This window comes from Stenotrophomonas sp. YJH_SMC_43 (assembly GCF_059372535.1).
Genome location: NZ_JCAFVQ010000004.1, coordinates 325,590 through 343,611, shown reverse-complemented (window position 1 = coordinate 343,611; position 18,022 = coordinate 325,590). Strand labels below are relative to the sequence as shown.

The following is an 18,022-nucleotide window of genomic DNA, read 5'->3' as shown; positions in this document are numbered from 1 at the left end:
GCTCAGAGTTTCTCCAGCTGCGCCCGTGCCTGCGCGGCACCACTGCCCTGCGGCTGCAGCGCCAGGTAGGTGGTGTAGGCCTGCTTCGCCTTCGCCTTGTCGCCTGCGTTGAAGTAGGCATCGCCCAGGTTGAGATAGGCCACGGCGCGCGAGGGGTCGATCTTCAGTGTGTTCTCCAGCCAGCGCGCCGCTTCGGCATAGCGCTGCTGGCGGTAGTAGACGAAGCCGAGGTTGTTGGCGGCCTGGGCGAAGTCCGGACGCAGCTTCAGTGCCTCGGTGAACTGGGCTACCGCTTCGTCGTACTGCTTCTCGCGGTACAGCTGCAGGCCGCGGTCATTGGCCTGCTGCGCGCGCTGGCGGTCGGAGGCCGGGCCGGCGGTGGGCACCACCAGCTTGGCCTTGCCGCCCTGCAGGTCGGCCACCGTCACCGGCGCCTGGCTGCCCTTGGCTTCGCTGGCGGCTTCAACCTTGTTGTTCAGTGCGATTGCATCGGCGGTCAGCTGGCGCGTATCGGCGTTGAGGAATTCCTGGCTGTCGGGCACCTGGAACACGAACTCGCCGCCCTGCGAACCCGGCAGGCTGCCGAAGGCCGGGGTCTGGTGCGAAACGGCTGAGACGGCCGGCGCCACGTAGGCGGCCAGTTCGGTACCGGTGATCAGGCCATCGCCGTTGAGATCGCCCTTGCCAGCCAGCGCCTGCAACAGCACCCAGGTGAACACCGAGTGGCCGTTCGGGCCGGCATCGGCCACCTGCTGGTCGGCGCCGCCGGCGGTCAGCATCTGCCGTGCGCTGCGACGAGCGTTCTCGCGCAGGAACGACGACGACGAAGGGCCACCACGGGTCAGGCCCAGGCCGCTGTAGCAGGCATCCATCACGAACATCACGTGCTTGGCCTGCATGCTCTCGGCAATGTTCTGGATGTCGGTCATTGCGATGGCGTCGGTGGCGAACTCCTTCGGGTCCGAATCGACCGGAATGATGTAGCCCAGGTCACGCCCGGAGGCGAGTTGGCGGGTGGCGCCGTGGCCGGCAAAGAACACGAACACGCGGTCGTTCTTTCCGGTGCGGTCATCGGCCAGGCGGTCGTGGAAGGCGGCCAGGATGTTGTTGCGCGTGGCCTGCTCGTTCTTCAGTACGATCACCTGCGAAGACGGGAAGCCGAACTGCCCGGTCAGGGTATCGGCCACCGCCTGCGCATCGTGGCTGGCGTATTCCAGCTTTGGCCACTTGGCGTAGTTGTCGATGCCGACCACGATCGCCCACGACTTCTCGTAGCCGGTGGTGACGGTGGCGGGGCTGGTGTCACCCTTGCGCGCGCGGGCGACGGTGAAGTCGCGGCCATTCCACCCGGCGAACTGGTAGCCATCAGCGATCAGCCGGTCGAGGATCTGCGGCAACGCCTTCACCGCACGGTCGTGGATGTCATGGAACAGGATGATGCCGCGCTGTTCCTTGTTCACCTGGTCGAGCACGCGCTGCACGATCGATTCCGGCACTGGGTCGGCCCAGTCCATCGAATCGATGTTCCACATGATCGACTTCAACCCGGCTTCGTTGAGCAGCTGCAGGCCTTCGGCATTACGCGCGCCATAGGGGAAGCGGAACAGCGGCGCGCGCTTGCTGTCGACATCCTTCAGCAGCGTGTCGGTGTCCAGCACCTGCTGGCGCAGCGCATCGCCGGTGGTACGCGACAGCTGCGCATGGGTCAGGCTGTGGTTGCCGACGGCGTAGCCCTCTTCCATCAGGTTGCGGCTGATCTTCGCCATCGGCCCGAGGCTGACCTTGCCGTCGGTCTCGACCTTGCCGAGGTTGCGGCCGACCTCGAAGAACACGGCCGGTACGTCGTAGCGCTTGAGGATGGCCACCACTTCATCGGTATAGGCCTTGTGCGGGCCATCGTCGAAGGTCAGCACCACCGTCTTCGGCGGCAGGTCGCGGCCGAAGATCTCGCGGTCGCTGTCCTTCATCGACATCGGGTACGGCTCGATCACCCCGTAGTCGCGCAGGATCGCTTCGCGGCTGTAGTCCTTGTGCAGGTGCGCGATGTAGTCGTCCCACTTCTCGCGCTTCAGTTCGATGGCACGGGTGCGCTCGAAGCGGCTGAAGATGCGGGTCAGTTCCTGGTTGTAGTTGCGCTCGATCTCGTCCAGCGCCTCCAGGTCTTCGCCGATGCGCTGGTGCAGCTTCACTGCCGGCAGCGACGAATCGGCGCCGACGCGCTCATGCAGATCGCGCAGCACTTCTCGGAAGGCCAAGCGGTCGGCGTCGAACAGCTCCGGCGCCGACTCGATGTAGTCCAGCACGGTGCCGAGGGTGGCGAAGCGCTGCGGGCTGCTACCACGCAGCAGCGTGTCGAACTGCGCGGCAATGGCGCTGCGCTGTTCCAGGCCGTCGTGGAACAGCTGCTGGCCGATGCGGGTGGAGGTGCTGCGATCGGCCGCGGTCTGCTGTTCCTCATCGGCCAGCAGCACGACGATCCGGCGATAGCCATCGAGCTGCTTCTGCAGCGCGGCCAGCACCGGCGCCGCGGCCGGATCGGCGGCGGCCGCGGCCTGCGCGCTGGGCTGGGTGACGGTGGTCGCCGGTGCCTTCGCATCCTTATCGCCACAACCGGCAACGACCAGGGTCAACAACAGCGAGGGCAGGAACAGGCGGAACGACGACGCACGCGGCATGGCGGACTCGATGGATGCAGGATCGGTGTGCCGGCGATTCTAACGCCGGATGCGAAAAGCCCGCCTTGCGGCGGGCTTCTGCTGGGGTCAGCCGGCCAGCGGCCGGCTCTACCGATTACTTCTTTTTGACCGGGGCCGGCGCGGTGGTGGCCGGGACCGGCTCGCCGCCATGGCGCTTGGTCATCCACCACTGCTGCAGCAGGCCCAGGCCGCCGTTGACCACCCAGTACAGGACCAGGCCGGACGGCATGAAGGCCATCATGACGCCGAACACCAGCGGCATGAACTGCATCATCTTCTGCTGCATCGGGTCCATGCCCGGTGCCGGGGTCAGCTTCTGGGTGAACCACATCACCGCCACGTTGATCACCGGCAGGATGAAGTACGGGTCGCGTGCGGTCAGGTCCTGGATCCAGCCGAACCAGGGCGCCTGGCGCAGTTCGACCGATTCCACCAGCACCCAGTACAGGGCGAAGAAGATCGGCATCTGGATGAGAATCGGCAGGCAGCCGCCCATCGGATTGATCTTTTCCTTCTTGTACAGCTCCATCATCGCGGTCTGGAACTTCTGGCGGTCATCGCCATAGCGTTCCTTCAGCTGCGCGATGCGCGGCTGGAAGCGACGCATCTTCGCACCGCTCTTGTACTGGGTCGCCGACAGCGGGTACAGCACCAGCTTCAGCAGCACCACCAGGCCGACGATCGCCCAGCCCCAGTTGCCCACCAGCTTGTGCACCTGGTTCAACACCCAGAACAGGCCCTGGCCGATCACCGCCATCATCGAGAAGCGGCTGTAGTCGACCACGCGGTCCAGGCCCGGCACATCTTCCTTGGCGATCAGGTTGACCAGCTTCGGGCCGACCCACAGGCGGGCTTCGGTGCTCGTGGACTGGCCCGGTGCCACGGTGAAGGCCGGGCCACGCGCTTCGATCAGGTCACGACCGGCCACCTGCGACAGCACGTAGTGTGCGGTCTGGTCCTTCTGCGGGATCCAGGCAGTGAAGAAGTGGTGCTGCAGCATCGCCAGCCAGCCGCCGGTGATGTTCTGGTTCAGCGTGCCGTCTTCCAGGTAGTCCTTGAACGCACGACGCTGGTACTTCTTGTCGTTGTCGTACCAGGTGGCACCGTTGAAGCTGAAGGAATCCGGGTTGGTCATGCTCCGCGACAGGATGGTCGGGGTGCGGTCCAGGGTGCGGTAGACGTAGCCGTTCCAGGGAGCGGCACCAGTGTTGCTGACTTCGTCCTTGAAGCGCACGGCGTACTCGTTACGCGAGACGGTCAGGGTGCGCTTGATGGTCACGCCGTTGTCGGCGGTCCACACAAACGGGATCTGCAGCTCATTCTGGCCCTTGGCCAGCACGAAGTCCTTGGTGTCACCCACCAGCTTGAAGCCGTCAGCGCCGGGGACCGGGGTGTTCTTGTCTTCGCTGGCCCAGCCACTGATCGCGCTGTACGGATGCGCGGGGTCTTCGGTCAGCAGGCGGACCGGCGGGCTGCCTTCGTCCTTGGTCTGCGGGAACTGCAGCAGCTCGGCGTCGAGCACGCGGCCGCCATCGAGCACCAGGCGCAGGACGTCGGTGGTGACGGTCACGCGCTGGCTGGCGGGGGTGGCGCTGGCCTGCGCCTGCACGGCGGCCTGGCCGGGCGCACCCGGAACCTGGGCGCTGGGGATGGCGCCCGGGGTTGCGCCCGGAACGCTCTGTGCAGCGGCCGGGGCCGACGTGGTCGTCGGTGCCGGGGTCGGAGCAGCCTTTTCACGGCTCCACTCCATCCACAGCAGCACGGCCACCATCAGCCAGGCAAAAATGAGGAATACGCGGGTCTGGTTCATCAGCGGACAGGCTCGGCGGGGCCGGGACGCGATGCCGGCTCGGTCAAAGAAGGAGTTGCGATGCCATCAGGCGGCGGCATTGTGCCGTCCACGCCCGGCGTGGGCAATGCACGCAGGCGACGCAGCAGGCGCAGGAAGGCCTGGCGGATCTCGTCGTTGCTGGCGGAACGCGCAGCACTACGAGCCACGACGACAAAGTCGCCTGGCTGGATGTCGGTACGTGTCTGACGCAGGATGTCGCGCAGGACGCGCTTGATCCGGTTACGCCCGACGGCGTTCGGATCAACCTTGCGGGAAACCGCCAGACCCAGCCTGGCCGGCCGGTCAGCCGGCAGCCAGTGCAGGGTCATCAGCGGATCGGACACACGGCGGGCGCCGTTGAAGACCGTTGAGTATTCGGCACGCGTGCGAACCCGCGCAGAGCGAGGGAATCGCTTGCGCGGGTCTGCAGTATTCACTGTCGAAGGGATTGCGTCTGCCGCGATGTGCGGCATGGCAATCAGGCGCTCAGGACTTTGCGGCCCTTGGCGCGGCGACGCGACAGGATCTTGCGGCCGTCAGCGGTCTTCATACGGGCACGGAAGCCGTGGTCGCGCTTACGCTTGAGGTTGCTGGGCTGGTAGGTGCGCTTCGTGGCCATTGGGGGCCTCTCGTATGAATGGGACGGAAAGAACCGGAAATTCTAGAGAGGTACCCCGCCCCAAGTCAACCCCTGGCAGCTACGCGAATTCACTGGGCTGTGCAATAGCTGTGGATGTTTTTGTGAATAAGTAGGGGACAAGCATTCCGAAGGCGGGCGCTCGGTGGTAGTCTGAGCCATCCATTTCCCCCCTTTCCGGCCTGTGTTTGGGCGCCTTGTCGCGTCCATGCCCCGGCCACCGGACGATTATTGCTGATGGATGCTTGGTCCCGTAGTCTCGAGCGCCTCGAAGCGGAGTTCCCGCCGGAAGACGTTCATACCTGGTTGAAGCCGCTGCAGGCCGATCTGCGCGTGGACAGCCTGGTGCTGTATGCACCGAATGCCTTCATCGTCGACCAGGTCCGCGAGCTGTATCTGGCCCGGATCCGCGAACTGCTGGCGCATTTCGCCGGCTTCAGCGACGTTTTTCTTGAAATCGGCTCGCGCCCGCGCCCTGTGGAGGCGCAGAACGCGCCGGTTTCCGCGTCATCGGCGCATGTGTCCAGCGAACCGCAGGTGCCCTTCGCCGGCAACCTGGACAATCACTACACGTTCGCCAACTTCGTGGAAGGCCGCAGCAACCAGCTGGGCCTGGCCGCCGCCTTCCAGGCAGCGCAGAAGCCGGGCGACCGCGCGCACAATCCGCTGCTGCTGTACGGAGGCACCGGCCTGGGCAAGACCCACCTGATGTTCGCTGCCGGCAACGCCATGCGCCAGGCCAATCCGGGCGCGAAGGTGCTGTACCTGCGTTCTGAACAGTTCTTCAGCGCGATGATCCGGGCCCTGCAGGAAAAGACCATGGATCAGTTCAAGCGCCAGTTCCAGCAGGTCGACGCGCTGCTGATCGATGACATCCAGTTCTTCGCCGGCAAGGACCGCACCCAGGAAGAGTTCTTCCACACCTTCAACGCGTTGTTCGATGGCAAGCAGCAGATCATCCTGACCTGTGACCGCTATCCGCGCGAAGTCGAGGGCCTGGAAGCGCGCCTGAAGTCGCGGCTTGCCTGGGGCCTGTCGGTCGCGATCGAACCGCCGGACTTCGAGACCCGCGCCGCGATCGTGCTGGCCAAGGCACGCGAACGCGGTGCCGAGATTCCCGATGATGTTGCGTTCCTGATCGCCAAGAAGATGCGCTCCAACGTGCGCGACCTCGAGGGTGCGCTGAATACCCTGACCGCCCGCGCCAATTTCACCGGCCGCGCGATCACCACCGAATTCGCCCAGGAAACCCTGCGCGACCTGCTGCGCGCCCAGCAGCAGGCGATCAGCATTCCCAACATCCAGAAAACCGTGGCCGACTACTACGGGCTGCAGATCAAGGATCTGCTGTCGAAGCGTCGGACCCGTTCGCTGGCCCGGCCCCGCCAGGTCGCCATGGCCCTGACCAAGGAACTGACCGAGCACAGCCTGCCCGAGATCGGCGACGCCTTTGCCGGTCGCGATCACACCACGGTGCTGCATGCCTGCCGCCAGATCCGGACCCTGATGGAAACCGACGGCAAGCTCCGCGAGGACTGGGACAAGCTGATCCGGAAGCTGAGCGAATGATGCACGGATGCCGATGAGGCGTCATCGCACAAAACGGTGCAGAATCCGGTAGCAAGCGCGGGACACGTTGTGGATAAAAATGGCGTTTGAAATCGCTCCGAATTTATCCACAGCTTTCCCCACCCCTTGGGGGTCGGTAATACAGAGAGTTTCGAGGTCTGAAATTCTTTTATTTACAAAGACTTAGCGTTGTTTTCCAGCGATTCTGTCTCTACCAGCACCACCAAGCTTTTGATTTATTCCACATTTTTTAAAGCATAGGGGCACGGAACCACATGCGTTTCACACTGCAGCGCGAAGCCTTTCTCAAGCCGTTGGCACAGGTCGTCAACGTGGTCGAACGCCGCCAGACCCTTCCGGTTCTGGCCAATTTCCTGGTCCAGGTGCAGAACGGCCAGCTGTCGCTGACCGGTACCGACCTGGAAGTGGAGATGGTGTCGCGGATCGCGGTTGAAGACGCCCAGGACGGCGAAACCACCATTCCCGCCCGCAAGCTGTTCGAGATCATCCGCGCCCTGCCCGACGGCAGCCGGATTACCGTCTCGCAGACCGGTGACAAGATCACCGTGCAGGCCGGTCGCAGCCGCTTCACCCTGGCCACCCTGCCGTCCAATGACTTCCCGTCGGTGGACGAAGTGGAAGCCACCGAGCGCGTGGCCATCGGCGAAGCGACCCTGAAGGAGCTGATCGAGCGCACCGCGTTCGCGATGGCCCAGCAGGACGTGCGCTACTACCTCAACGGTCTGCTGTTCGACCTGCGTGGCGATGCACTGCGCACCGTTGCCACCGACGGCCACCGTCTGGCCCTTTGCGAAACCGACCTGGCCAAGCCCAGCGGTTCGAAGCGCCAGATCATCGTGCCGCGCAAGGGCGTGACCGAGCTGCAGCGCCTGCTGGAAAGCGGCGATCGCGAAATCGAGCTGGAAGTCGGCCGCAGCCACGTCCGCGTCAAGCGCGACGATGTCACCTTCACGTCGAAGCTGATCGATGGCCGTTTCCCGGACTACGAAGCGGTGATCCCGATCGGTGCCGACCGCGAAGTGAAGGTGGATCGTGAAGCACTGCGTGCCTCGCTGCAGCGCGCCGCGATCCTGTCCAACGAGAAGTACCGCGGCATTCGCGTGGAAGTCTCGCCGGGCAACCTGAAGATCAGCGCGCACAACCCGGAACAGGAAGAAGCCCAGGAAGAGATCGAGGCCGACACCACGGTCAGCGATCTGGCCATCGGCTTCAACGTGAACTACCTGTTGGATGCCCTCTCCGCCCTGCGCGACGAGGAAGTGATCATCCAGCTACGCGACTCCAACTCCTCGGCTCTGGTGCGTGAATCCAGCAGCGAGAAGTCGCGCCACGTGGTGATGCCGCTGCGTCTCTGACGGAAACGCTGTTTCACGTGGAACCCAGAAGCGCCCGGGACCTCCCGGGCGTTTTTTTATGTTCCACGTGGAGCATTGTCGAAACGGATCGTAGAACTCCTGGACGTGCCCTGCTCGGCCCCACACCAACTCGATCTCGCTTGCTCGAAGCAACTCGGAATCCAGGACGTGGGGAATTCTTCTTGCAGTGCTCGTCGGGCTCCATGCGATCTGGGTTCTGGCAGCGAGCGCTTCGCATGTCCCACTTCGTTGTCCTGATCTTCAATGGTGGAAGCAGCAGATCATCTTCCCCGGGAGGAGGTCCTTCGCTTCTGCAAACGGCACTATCCACTGGTCGGCTCGGGGGCACACTTGGGCAATCCTAGCTTCTAAATCTGGGTATAAATCTAAAGCATGGTGGTGATGGTAGAGCCAGATTTCGTGGAGAAATGCATTATCTGTTTGTTTTTAAAGGGATTTATGAGCCTGAAACCCCCTGTATAGAGGGCCCTCGGGCTGGGGGGGAACCTGTGGATAGTTTTCAGCGCTGAGCAAAAGGGCTTTTTTATCCACAGATTGCCCATACCTTGTGTATAAGTCATACATGCCTCCTGTGGACAGTGTGGAACTAGCGTCCTGATTTTCTTGAAATCTGTGGAACCCTCCAGGGCATCGGATCGCAGATTTGAAGGAATCGGCGGGGTCATCCGTCGGAACCACCCGCGAGGTGTCCCGCGATGGCCCTGCAGCGCTCGCGAGATTGGCGAAATCTGAGGGTATGGGCCTTGGAACCCCGCGCAGATTTGAAGAAATTTCGGGCCGTTCCTGCCCGGAACGAACGGGCGCGTCACCCGCATTCCACGTGGAACGCGTCCATCGATGGGTGCAGAAGCTGCACCTTCGGCTCGACCGGCCTGCCAGCGCGCCCGGCTTGACCGATGCAGTAAGCTGATGGATTCCCTGCCCCTCTACCGCCTCGTGCGGATGGTCTTTCGCGCCCCATGCAGATCCGCCGCCTCGCCTTGCATCAACTGCGTCGCTTCAGTGCGGTGGACCTGTCGCCCCAGCCAGGATTGAACCTGCTGACCGGCGACAACGGTGCCGGCAAGACCAGCGTGCTCGAAGCCCTGCACCTGATGGCCTATGGGCGCAGCTTCCGTGGTCGAGTGCGCGACGGTCTGGTGCGTCAGGGCCAGGAAGCGCTGGAAATCTTCGTGGAATGGGACGAACAGCGTGCCAATCACCCGCCGCACCGCCGAAAAGCCGGGCTGCGCCACAGTGGCCAGGACTGGAAGGGGCGATTGGACGGCGAAGATGTCGCGCAGCTGGGTAATCTCTGCGCAGCACTGGCCGTGGTGACGTTCGAGCCCGGGAGCCATGCACTGGTCAGTGGTGGTGGCGAACCCCGCCGCCGCTTCCTCGATTGGGGCTTGTTCCACGTGGAACCGGATTTTCTGTCCTTGTGGCGCCGCTACTCCCGGGCGCTGAAGCAGCGCAACGCCCTGCTCAAGCAGGGCGGGCCGTCGCGGATGCTCGATACCTGGGATCACGAGCTGGCCGAGGCCGGAGAACCGCTGACCAGCCGCCGCCAGCACTACCTGGAGCGTCTGCAGCAGCGCACTGTGGCTTTGGCCGCCAGCCTGGCGCCGCAACTGGGCATCCACGGACTGGACCTGAGTCCTGGATGGCGGCGGCATGAGCTTCCCTTGGCCGATGCCTTGCTTCTGGCCCGGGAACGTGACCGGCAGGCCGGGTATACCTCGGTCGGCCCGCACCGGGCGGACTGGAGTGTGGATTTCGACAGCATTCCGGGGCGTGATGCACTGTCCCGCGGCCAGGCCAAGCTGACGGCATTGGCGTGCCTGCTGGCACAGGCCGAGGACTATGCGGAACAGCGCGGCGAATGGCCGGTGATCGCGCTGGATGATCTGGCTTCGGAACTGGATCGCACCCACCAGGCGCGGGTATTGGAGCGCCTGCTCAATGGCCCGGCACAGATCTTCATCACCGCCACCGAAACCCCGGCGGCGCTGCAGGAACTGACCCACATCGCCCGGTTCCACGTGGAACATGCACAGATCGTGGCTGTGCCATAGTGGGCACACCAGGGCCGCTCGACCCCGGCTGGTATAATTCGGGTTGGAATCCTTTCATTCTCGGCACATCGCCCCAAGCGGTGGCCGACCTGCGGAGCCTACGGCAAGCGCAATGAGCGACGAACAGAACACCCCGGCAAACAACGGCAATTACGACGCCAACAGCATTACCGCCCTGGAAGGCCTGGAGGCTGTCCGCAAGCGTCCAGGCATGTACATCGGCGACGTGCATGACGGTACCGGTCTGCACCACATGGTGTTCGAGGTCGTCGACAACTCGATCGACGAAGCGCTGGCCGGCCACGCCGACCATGTTGCAGTGACGATCCACGCCGACGGCTCGGTTTCGGTGTCCGACAACGGCCGCGGCATTCCGACCGGCAAGCACGAGCAGATGAGCGCCAAGCTCGGCCGCGAAGTGTCTGCGGCCGAAGTGGTCATGACCGTCCTGCACGCGGGCGGCAAGTTCGACGACAACAGCTACAAGGTTTCGGGCGGCCTGCACGGCGTCGGCGTCAGCGTGGTCAACGCGTTGTCGCAGAAGCTGCTGGTGGACGTGTTCCAGAACGGTTCCCACTACCAGCAGGAATTCAGCAACGGCGCAGCCGTGACCGCGCTGGCCAAGCTGGAAGCCACCACCAAGCGTGGCACCACCGTGCGTTTCTGGCCGTCCACCGTCGCCTTCCACGACAACGTGGAGTTCCACTACGACATCCTGGCCCGCCGCCTGCGCGAGCTGTCGTTCCTGAACTCCGGCGTCAAGATCGTCCTTGCCGACGAGCGTGGTGATGGCCGTCGCGATGATTTCCACTACGAGGGCGGCATCCGCAGCTTCGTGGAGCATCTGGCCCAGCTGAAGACTCCGCTGCACCCGAACGTCATCTCGGTCACCGGCGAGCACAACGGCATCGTGGTGGACGTGGCGCTGCAGTGGACCGACTCCTATCAGGAGACGATGTACTGCTTCACCAACAACATTCCGCAGAAGGACGGCGGTACCCACCTGGCCGGTTTCCGCGGTGCGTTGACCCGGGTGCTCAACAACTACATCGAGCAGAACGGCATCGCCAAGCAGGCCAAGATCAACCTGACCGGCGACGACATGCGCGAAGGCATGATCGCGGTGCTGTCGGTGAAGGTGCCGGACCCGAGCTTCTCCAGCCAGACCAAGGAAAAGCTGGTCAGCTCCGACGTGCGTCCGGCGGTGGAAAATGCCTTCGGTGCGCGCCTGGAAGAGTTCCTGCAGGAAAACCCGAACGAAGCCAAGGCGATCGCCGGCAAGATCGTCGATGCCGCCCGTGCACGTGAAGCTGCGCGCAAGGCCCGCGACCTGACCCGCCGCAAGGGTGCGCTGGATATCGCTGGCCTGCCGGGCAAGCTGGCCGACTGCCAGGAAAAGGATCCGGCACTGTCCGAACTGTTCATCGTCGAGGGTGACTCGGCAGGTGGCTCGGCCAAGCAGGGCCGCAACCGCAAGAACCAGGCGGTGCTGCCGCTGCGCGGCAAGATCCTCAACGTGGAACGCGCGCGCTTCGACCGCATGCTGTCCTCCGACCAGGTCGGTACGCTGATCACCGCGCTGGGCACCGGCATCGGCCGTGACGAGTACAACCCGGACAAGCTGCGGTACCACAAGATCATCATCATGACCGACGCCGACGTCGACGGCGCCCACATCCGCACCCTGCTGCTGACGTTCTTCTACCGTCAGATGCCGGAGCTGATCGAGCGCGGTTACGTCTACATCGGCCTGCCGCCGCTGTACAAGATCAAGCAGGGCAAGCAGGAGCTGTACCTGAAGGACGACCCGGCGCTGGACAGCTACCTGGCCAGCAGCGCAGTGGAAAACGCTGCACTGGTGCCGGCCACCGGCGAGCCCGGCATCGAAGGCCTTGCGCTGGAGAAGCTGCTGCTGGCCTACGCGGCCGCGCTGGATTCGATCGAGCGCAACGCACATCGCTACGACCGCAACCTGCTTGAAGCGCTGGTCGACTTCGTACCGATGGACCTGGAAAGCCTGCGCGCTGCCGGCGAAGGTGAAGGACTGGACGCACTGGCCAAGCGCCTCAACCAGGGTAGCCTGGGCAGCCCGCGCTTCACGCTGGAACTGCAGGAAGCCAACGACGAGCGCCCGGCCGCCGTGCTGGTGACCCGTCGCCACATGGGTGAACAGCACATCCAGGTGCTGCCGATGTCGGCCTTCGAAAGCGGCGAACTGCGCGCAATCCACCAGGCATCGAAGCTGCTGCACGGTCTGGTCCGCGAAGGCGCGACCATTTCCCGCGGTGCCAAGTCGATCGAAGTCGACAGCTTTGCCAAGGCACAGAACTGGCTGCTCGAGGAGGCCAAGCGCGGCCGCCAGATCCAGCGATTCAAGGGCCTGGGTGAAATGAATCCGGAGCAGCTGTGGGACACCACGGTGAATCCGGAAACCCGTCGACTGCTGCAGGTGCGCATCGAAGACGCTGTCGCTGCTGACCAGATATTCAGCACGCTGATGGGCGATGTCGTCGAACCGCGTCGCGACTTCATCGAAGACAACGCGCTGAAGGTCGCAAACCTGGATATCTGACACAATCGGGACACGGCCGGTGCGCGGGGAGGCGCGCCGGCCTTCGACTCTTGAACACAGGTACCTGATGTCCGCATCCGCCCCGGTTTCCGCTCCGCCCCCGGTTCCGCCGGCTTCTGCCGCGCCGCGTGCCGTTTCGCCGTTGGCGGGGTTCTTCATCGACCTGGGCATCGCCGCCGTCACCCTGTTCGGCCTGAGCCTGATCAGCGGCCTGCTGTGGGGCCTGTACCGTGGCGTGGTGGTCGGTTACGCGAACGCACAGGCCGGCGCTGGCGCACCCGAGGCCAGTTCGGTAGCGGCGTCACTGGGCCAGCCCGGCGCGCTTGCGCAGATTCTCATGGCGCTGTTTGCCACCGGCGGCGCCGCGCTGCTGCTGTACTTCTGGCGACGTCCGGCCAACACGGCCGAGCGCCACGCGTCGCGCCAGGCGCTGCGCCGTCCCTCCACCTGGGGCTGGACCCTGCTGGTGGCGACCCTGATCGTGCTCGGCAGCAATGGCATCGCCTTCCTGGCCAAGCAGTTCGGTATCGAGCCGGTTCCCACCAACCTGGCGCTGATGCAGAGCGCGATCGCGCGCTTCCCATTGTTCCTGGTGCTGTTCGCGGTGGTACTGGCACCGGCCTACGAGGAGCTGCTGTTCCGCCGCGTGCTGTTTGGCCGCCTGTGGAAAGCCGGGCGTCCGTGGCTGGGCGTGGTACTGAGCAGCCTTGCTTTTGCCCTCATCCATGAAATCCCTGGCACCAGCGCCAACGGCCCGGCCGAGATCGCGCAGCTGTGGCTGGTCTATGGCGGCATGGGGGCTGCGTTCTGCTGGTTGTACCAGCGCACCGGTACGCTCTGGGCCGCGATCGCCGCGCACGCGCTGAACAACGGTGTGGCGCTTGCCGCACTTGTGTTCTTCGGGGCAACGTAACGCCGTGTCCGCTTGACGAAAGATTAAGCCGCTACGCTACACACTGCGCATATGAACACGGGGGTGGATCCATGAAACAACTGCTGCTGGCCCTTGTCATCACCACCCTGGTCAGCGCCTGCGCGACCACGACCTCCCCTACCGGCCGCCGGCAGATGGTGGGCGGGGTGTCGCAGGCGCAGCTGGATCAGCTCGGCGCTCAGGCGTTCGCCGAAACCAAGCAGAAGGAAAAGATCAGCACCGACGGCCGCCAGAACGGTTATGTGCAGTGCGTGGTCAATGCCCTGGTCGCGCAGTTGCCGCCTCAATACCGTGGCGTACGGTGGGAGACGGCGGTGTTCGTCGACAAGGAGCCCAACGCCTTCGCCCTGCCCGGCGGCAAGGTCGGCGTGAACACTGGCATCTTCACCGTCGCCAAGAACCAGGATCAGCTGGCTGCCGTAATCGGCCATGAAATCGGCCACGTCATCGCCCGCCACCACGAGGAGCGCATCACCCGGCAGATGGGCGCGCAGACCGGGCTGGCCGTGCTCGGTGCGCTGGCCGGCGCGGCCTACGGCGAAGGCGCTGCCAGCACCGTCAACCAGCTTGGTGGCATGGGCGCGCAGACCGCCTTCCTGCTGCCCGGTTCACGCACCCAGGAAAGCGAGGCCGACGTGATCGGCCAGCGACTGATGGCCCAGGCCGGCTTCAACCCGGCGCAGGCGGTCGACCTGTGGCAGAACATGATGGCTGCCAGTGGCGGTCGCAGCCCACAATGGCTGTCCACCCACCCCGACCCAGCCAACCGGATCCAGGAACTGCGACGCGATGCACCGGCTCTGACGCCGGTCTATCAGCAGGCGCAGGCGGCCGGGCTGCGGCCAAAGTGCGGATGAGTGCGCATTTCTATGCTGTATTGCAGCACATAAAACGATTTCTCACGCCATCTGTTTCTGATACGTTTGGCGGCTCAGATTTTTCTGACAGTCCGACTTTGCCGCTAACCGGCGGTTCGATCGAGGTGAACGATGATTTTCCGTAACCACAAAGCTGTGCTTTCCGTCCTCGTCGCGACCGCCCTGACCGGCGCCGTGGTCACCGATGCCTTCGCGCAGTCCTCGCGTTCCTCCGAGCGTGGCAACCGCGGCGGCAAGCAGGCCAAGGCCGAAGCGCTGTACCCGAACGCGACCCGCGAGGAGCCGACCGTCAAGGCATCGGCCAAGCTGGGCAGCAAGCTGCAGAAGATGATCGACAGCTACAACAAGGAAAAGTTCCCGGAGACGCGCACGCAGGCCGACGCGATCCTCGCTGACAGCGCCGCGAACGAGTACGACAAGTCGCTGGCCGCGCAGCTGGCCTCGCAGGCCGCCTACCAGACCGACGACACGCCGGCTGCCGTTGCCTACCTGAAGCAGGTCCTGCAGTTCAACGGCCTGGACAACAACGGCCACTTCCAGTCGATGCTGATGCTGGGCCAGCTGCAGCTGCAGGAAGACCAGACCGCCGAAGGCCTGGCGACCCTGGACAAGTACTTCGCCGAGAGCAAGTCGACCAAGCCGGAAGAACTGATCGCCAAGGGCCAGGCGCTGTACCAGCTGGAGCGCTACCAGGAAGCGATCCCGGTGCTCAAGCAGGCCATCGCCGGTGCCACCGAACCGAAGGACAACTGGAACCAGCTGCTGATGGCGGCCCTCGCTGAAGCCGGTCAGTCCGGCGAAGCGGTGAAGGAAGCCGAGGCGCTGGCCGCCAAGAACCCGAACGACAAGAAGGCCCAGCTGAACCTGGCCAGCATGTACATGCAGGCCGACCAGATGGAAAAGGCTGCCGCGGTGATGGACAAGCTGCGCAGCAGCGGCCAGCTCACCGAAGAGCGCGAGTACAAGCAGCTGTACTCGATCTATGCCAACACCGAACACAAGGAAAAGGACGTCATCGCGGTCATCAACGAAGGGTTGCAGAAGGGCATCCTGAAGCCGGATTACCAGGTCTACCTGGCGCTGGCCCAGTCCTACTACTACTCCGACCAGGTGCCGCAGGCGATCGATGCGTGGCAGAAGGCCGCCCCGCTGTCCAAGGACGGTGAGACCTACCTGAACCTGGCACGCGTCCTGCATGCCGAAGGTCGCATCCCGGAGGCCAAGCAGGCCGCCCAGCAGGCGCTGGCGAAGGGTGTGAAGAACCAGGCTGATGCCAAAAAAATCATCAACCTGAAGTAAGTAGGAATAACGCCTGAATGCCTGCACAGTTGATGCGCAGGCGCTCAGGATTGGTATAAGCTTGGAGGTTCCTGCGGTGTCATGCACCGCTGATCAGGGATTCCGCCCCCGGCATCCCGGCCCCACTATTGAGCTCTTGGCGCATGACGGAACAACTAGTCGTTCACCGGTACGAACAACCCGATGACAAGGGGCTGAGCTGGCCTCGCATCGTCGGCATCGCGTTTGTAATTGCCCTGCATCTGGCCGCGTTCATGATGCTCCTGATCCCCGCCGTGGCTCCCAAGGCCGTGGCTGAGAAGGAGCGCAACGTCATGGTGACGATCGTCGACGCCCCGCCGCCGCCGCCCCCGCCGCCGCCGCCGCCGCCGACCGATACTCCGCCGCCGCCGGTGAAGAATCTGTCGCCGCCGAAGCCGTCGCCGGTCCCGCCGCCGCCGCAGGCGCCGGTCGTGGACGTGCCGGAACCGCGCCCGAACGACATCGTCACCCCGCCGTCGCCTCCGGCGCCGCCGGCACCGCCGACCTCGATCGAGGCCAGCGTGGACATCTCGTCGAAGGCCATGAATCCGCCGCGCTACCCGCCGGCAGCCTTCCGCGCGGGTATCCAAGGCGAAGTGATCCTGATCATTGATGTCGATGCCAGCGGCAACGTCACCAATGTCACGGTGGAAAAGTCCAGCCGTAACCGCGACCTGGACCGTGCTGCGATGGAAGCGGCTCGCAAGTGGCGCTTCAACGCCGCTGAAGCAGGCGGTAAGAAGACGGCAGGTCGCGTTCGCGTTCCGGTCAACTTTGCGCTGAACTGATGCGCCCGGGTGGCCGCCGGCCACCCCCGCTCCCGGTTCGATTGTTTAGCTTAGCTACACCCTTTATCACCACACACAACAAAGGTAAGCGTCATGCTGCAGGAAATTTTCATCGCCGCTGCTGCCGGGGGCAATCCGTCCAACGCCCTGTCGCAGATGGGCTTCGAGCACCTGATCCACGAAATGACCACCAAGCCGGGTGATTTCGCGGTTTCCTGGGTCGTGCTGCTGACCCTGGTCGTCATGTCGGCCATGTCCTGGTACTGGACCGTCATCAACATCTTCCGTGCTACCCGCCTGAAGAGCGCCGCCGATCGCGTCGTCAGCCTGTTCTGGGACACCCCGAACGCGCAGGACGCCATCCGTGCGATGGAAGAACAGCCGGCTTCCGAGCCGTTCTCGAAGATCGCCCTGGACGCTGCCCAGGCGGCTGCCCACCACCAGCGCGCTGAAGGCGGCGCCACCGGCGGCGTGGGTGAGAACCTGAGCCGTTCGGAGTTCGTCGACCGCGCCCTGCGTCAGGCCGTGACCCGCGAAAGCAACAAGCTGCAGTCGGGCATGACCCTGCTGGCCACCGTCGGCGCAACCGCTCCGTTCGTCGGTCTGCTGGGTACCGTGTGGGGCATCTACGGCGCGCTGATCAAGATCGGTGCCACCGGCTCCGCTTCGATCGACGCCGTTGCCGGCCCGGTGGGTGAAGCGCTGATCATGACCGCGATCGGTCTGTTCGTCGCGATCCCGGCCGTGTTCGCCTTCAACTTCTTCAGCAAGATCAACAGCGCGACCATCAGCAAGTTCGATACCTTCGCGCACGACCTGCACGACTTCTTCGCCACCGGCTCGCGCGTCCGCTAATTGCGGCGCGCGTCACCCAGCGACGAACGTAAGTAGTCACCAAGATCTAGACGGAGCCCGTTATGGCTTTCAGTAGTGGTAACAGCGGCGGCCCCATGGCCGACATCAACGTTACGCCCCTCGTGGACGTGATGCTGGTGCTGCTGATCATCTTCATCATCACGGCGCCCCTGATGTCCCACAAGGTCAAGGTGGATCTGCCGGAAGCCAACCTGATCCAGAAGCCGGAAGACGCTGAAAAGCGTTCCGGACCGATCACCCTGGCAGTCAAGGAAGACGGCTCGATCTACTGGAACGACGAAGAAATCAACAAGCAGACTCTCGAGTCGCGCTTGGCGACCGCCGCCCAGCAGACCCCGCAGCCGCCGCTGAACCTGCGTGGTGACCGCACCACCAAGATGCGTGTCATCAACGACCTGACCAAGGTCGCGCAGGAGCAGGGCATGCTTGACGTCGGCTTCGTCGCGACCAAAGAAAAGGGGCAATAAGCC

Annotated in this window: 14 protein-coding genes; 10 read left to right on the top strand and 4 right to left on the bottom strand. The window is 64.2% G+C overall.

Annotation, left to right across the window (positions count from 1 at the left end):
* Nucleotides 1-2 precede the first annotated feature (2 nt).
* The 4 genes from AC5QAH_RS18545 to rpmH form a co-directional block, all read right to left on the bottom strand.
* A complete protein-coding gene (locus AC5QAH_RS18545; protein WP_495232490.1) occupies nt 3-2,675 on the bottom strand; it encodes a polysaccharide deacetylase family protein in 2,673 nt (890 codons plus the stop codon).
* A 115-nt stretch (nt 2,676-2,790) separates the two neighbouring features.
* A complete protein-coding gene (gene yidC / locus AC5QAH_RS18540) occupies nt 2,791-4,506 on the bottom strand; it encodes a membrane protein insertase YidC (protein WP_043397705.1) in 1,716 nt (571 codons plus the stop codon).
* On the bottom strand, nt 4,506-5,000 hold the full coding sequence (gene rnpA, locus AC5QAH_RS18535; RefSeq protein WP_021203275.1) for a ribonuclease P protein component: 495 nt from the start codon (nt 4,998-5,000) through the stop codon (nt 4,506-4,508). Before rnpA ends, yidC begins: the two co-directional genes overlap by 1 nt.
* Nucleotides 5,001-5,005: 5 nt before the next feature.
* Entirely contained in the window at nt 5,006-5,146 is a 141-nt protein-coding gene (gene rpmH / locus AC5QAH_RS18530; protein WP_005411729.1) for a 50S ribosomal protein L34, read from the bottom strand.
* Between the two features lie 255 nt (nt 5,147-5,401).
* On the opposite strand from rpmH, the gene dnaA reads away from it, so the two are divergent.
* From dnaA to AC5QAH_RS18480, 10 genes are all read left to right on the top strand, one after another.
* The gene (gene dnaA / locus AC5QAH_RS18525; RefSeq protein WP_049453872.1) at nt 5,402-6,733 is read left to right on the top strand and encodes a chromosomal replication initiator protein DnaA; all 1,332 of its coding nucleotides are present in this window, start codon (nt 5,402-5,404) and stop codon (nt 6,731-6,733) included.
* A gap of 275 nt (nt 6,734-7,008) precedes the next feature.
* Nucleotides 7,009-8,109: a DNA polymerase III subunit beta gene (dnaN, locus tag AC5QAH_RS18520; RefSeq protein WP_005411731.1), complete on the top strand. Its 1,101-nt coding sequence runs from the start codon at nt 7,009-7,011 to the stop codon at nt 8,107-8,109.
* 980 nt (nt 8,110-9,089) lie between these two features.
* On the top strand, nt 9,090-10,184 hold the full coding sequence (gene recF / locus AC5QAH_RS18515; protein ID WP_049453874.1) for a DNA replication/repair protein RecF: 1,095 nt from the start codon (nt 9,090-9,092) through the stop codon (nt 10,182-10,184).
* 112 nt (nt 10,185-10,296) lie between these two features.
* A complete protein-coding gene (gene gyrB / locus AC5QAH_RS18510) occupies nt 10,297-12,756 on the top strand; it encodes a DNA topoisomerase (ATP-hydrolyzing) subunit B (protein WP_010487426.1) in 2,460 nt (819 codons plus the stop codon).
* Between the two features lie 67 nt (nt 12,757-12,823).
* On the top strand, nt 12,824-13,669 hold the full coding sequence (locus AC5QAH_RS18505; RefSeq protein WP_010487423.1) for a CPBP family intramembrane glutamic endopeptidase: 846 nt from the start codon (nt 12,824-12,826) through the stop codon (nt 13,667-13,669).
* 71 nt (nt 13,670-13,740) lie between these two features.
* The gene (locus AC5QAH_RS18500) at nt 13,741-14,547 is read left to right on the top strand and encodes a M48 family metallopeptidase (RefSeq protein WP_010487422.1); all 807 of its coding nucleotides are present in this window, start codon (nt 13,741-13,743) and stop codon (nt 14,545-14,547) included.
* Between the two features lie 132 nt (nt 14,548-14,679).
* Nucleotides 14,680-15,867, top strand: coding sequence for a tetratricopeptide repeat protein (locus AC5QAH_RS18495; protein ID WP_010487420.1), 1,188 nt, complete (start codon nt 14,680-14,682; stop codon nt 15,865-15,867).
* 143 nt (nt 15,868-16,010) lie between these two features.
* The gene (locus AC5QAH_RS18490; RefSeq protein WP_495219163.1) at nt 16,011-16,676 is read left to right on the top strand and encodes an energy transducer TonB; all 666 of its coding nucleotides are present in this window, start codon (nt 16,011-16,013) and stop codon (nt 16,674-16,676) included.
* A gap of 93 nt (nt 16,677-16,769) precedes the next feature.
* Complete coding sequence (gene exbB / locus AC5QAH_RS18485) at nt 16,770-17,531, top strand: TonB-system energizer ExbB (RefSeq protein ID WP_004132614.1); 762 nt, start codon at nt 16,770-16,772, stop codon at nt 17,529-17,531.
* Between the two features lie 62 nt (nt 17,532-17,593).
* On the top strand, nt 17,594-18,019 hold the full coding sequence (locus tag AC5QAH_RS18480) for an ExbD/TolR family protein (protein WP_005411739.1): 426 nt from the start codon (nt 17,594-17,596) through the stop codon (nt 18,017-18,019).
* Nucleotides 18,020-18,022: the final 3 nt, after the last annotated feature.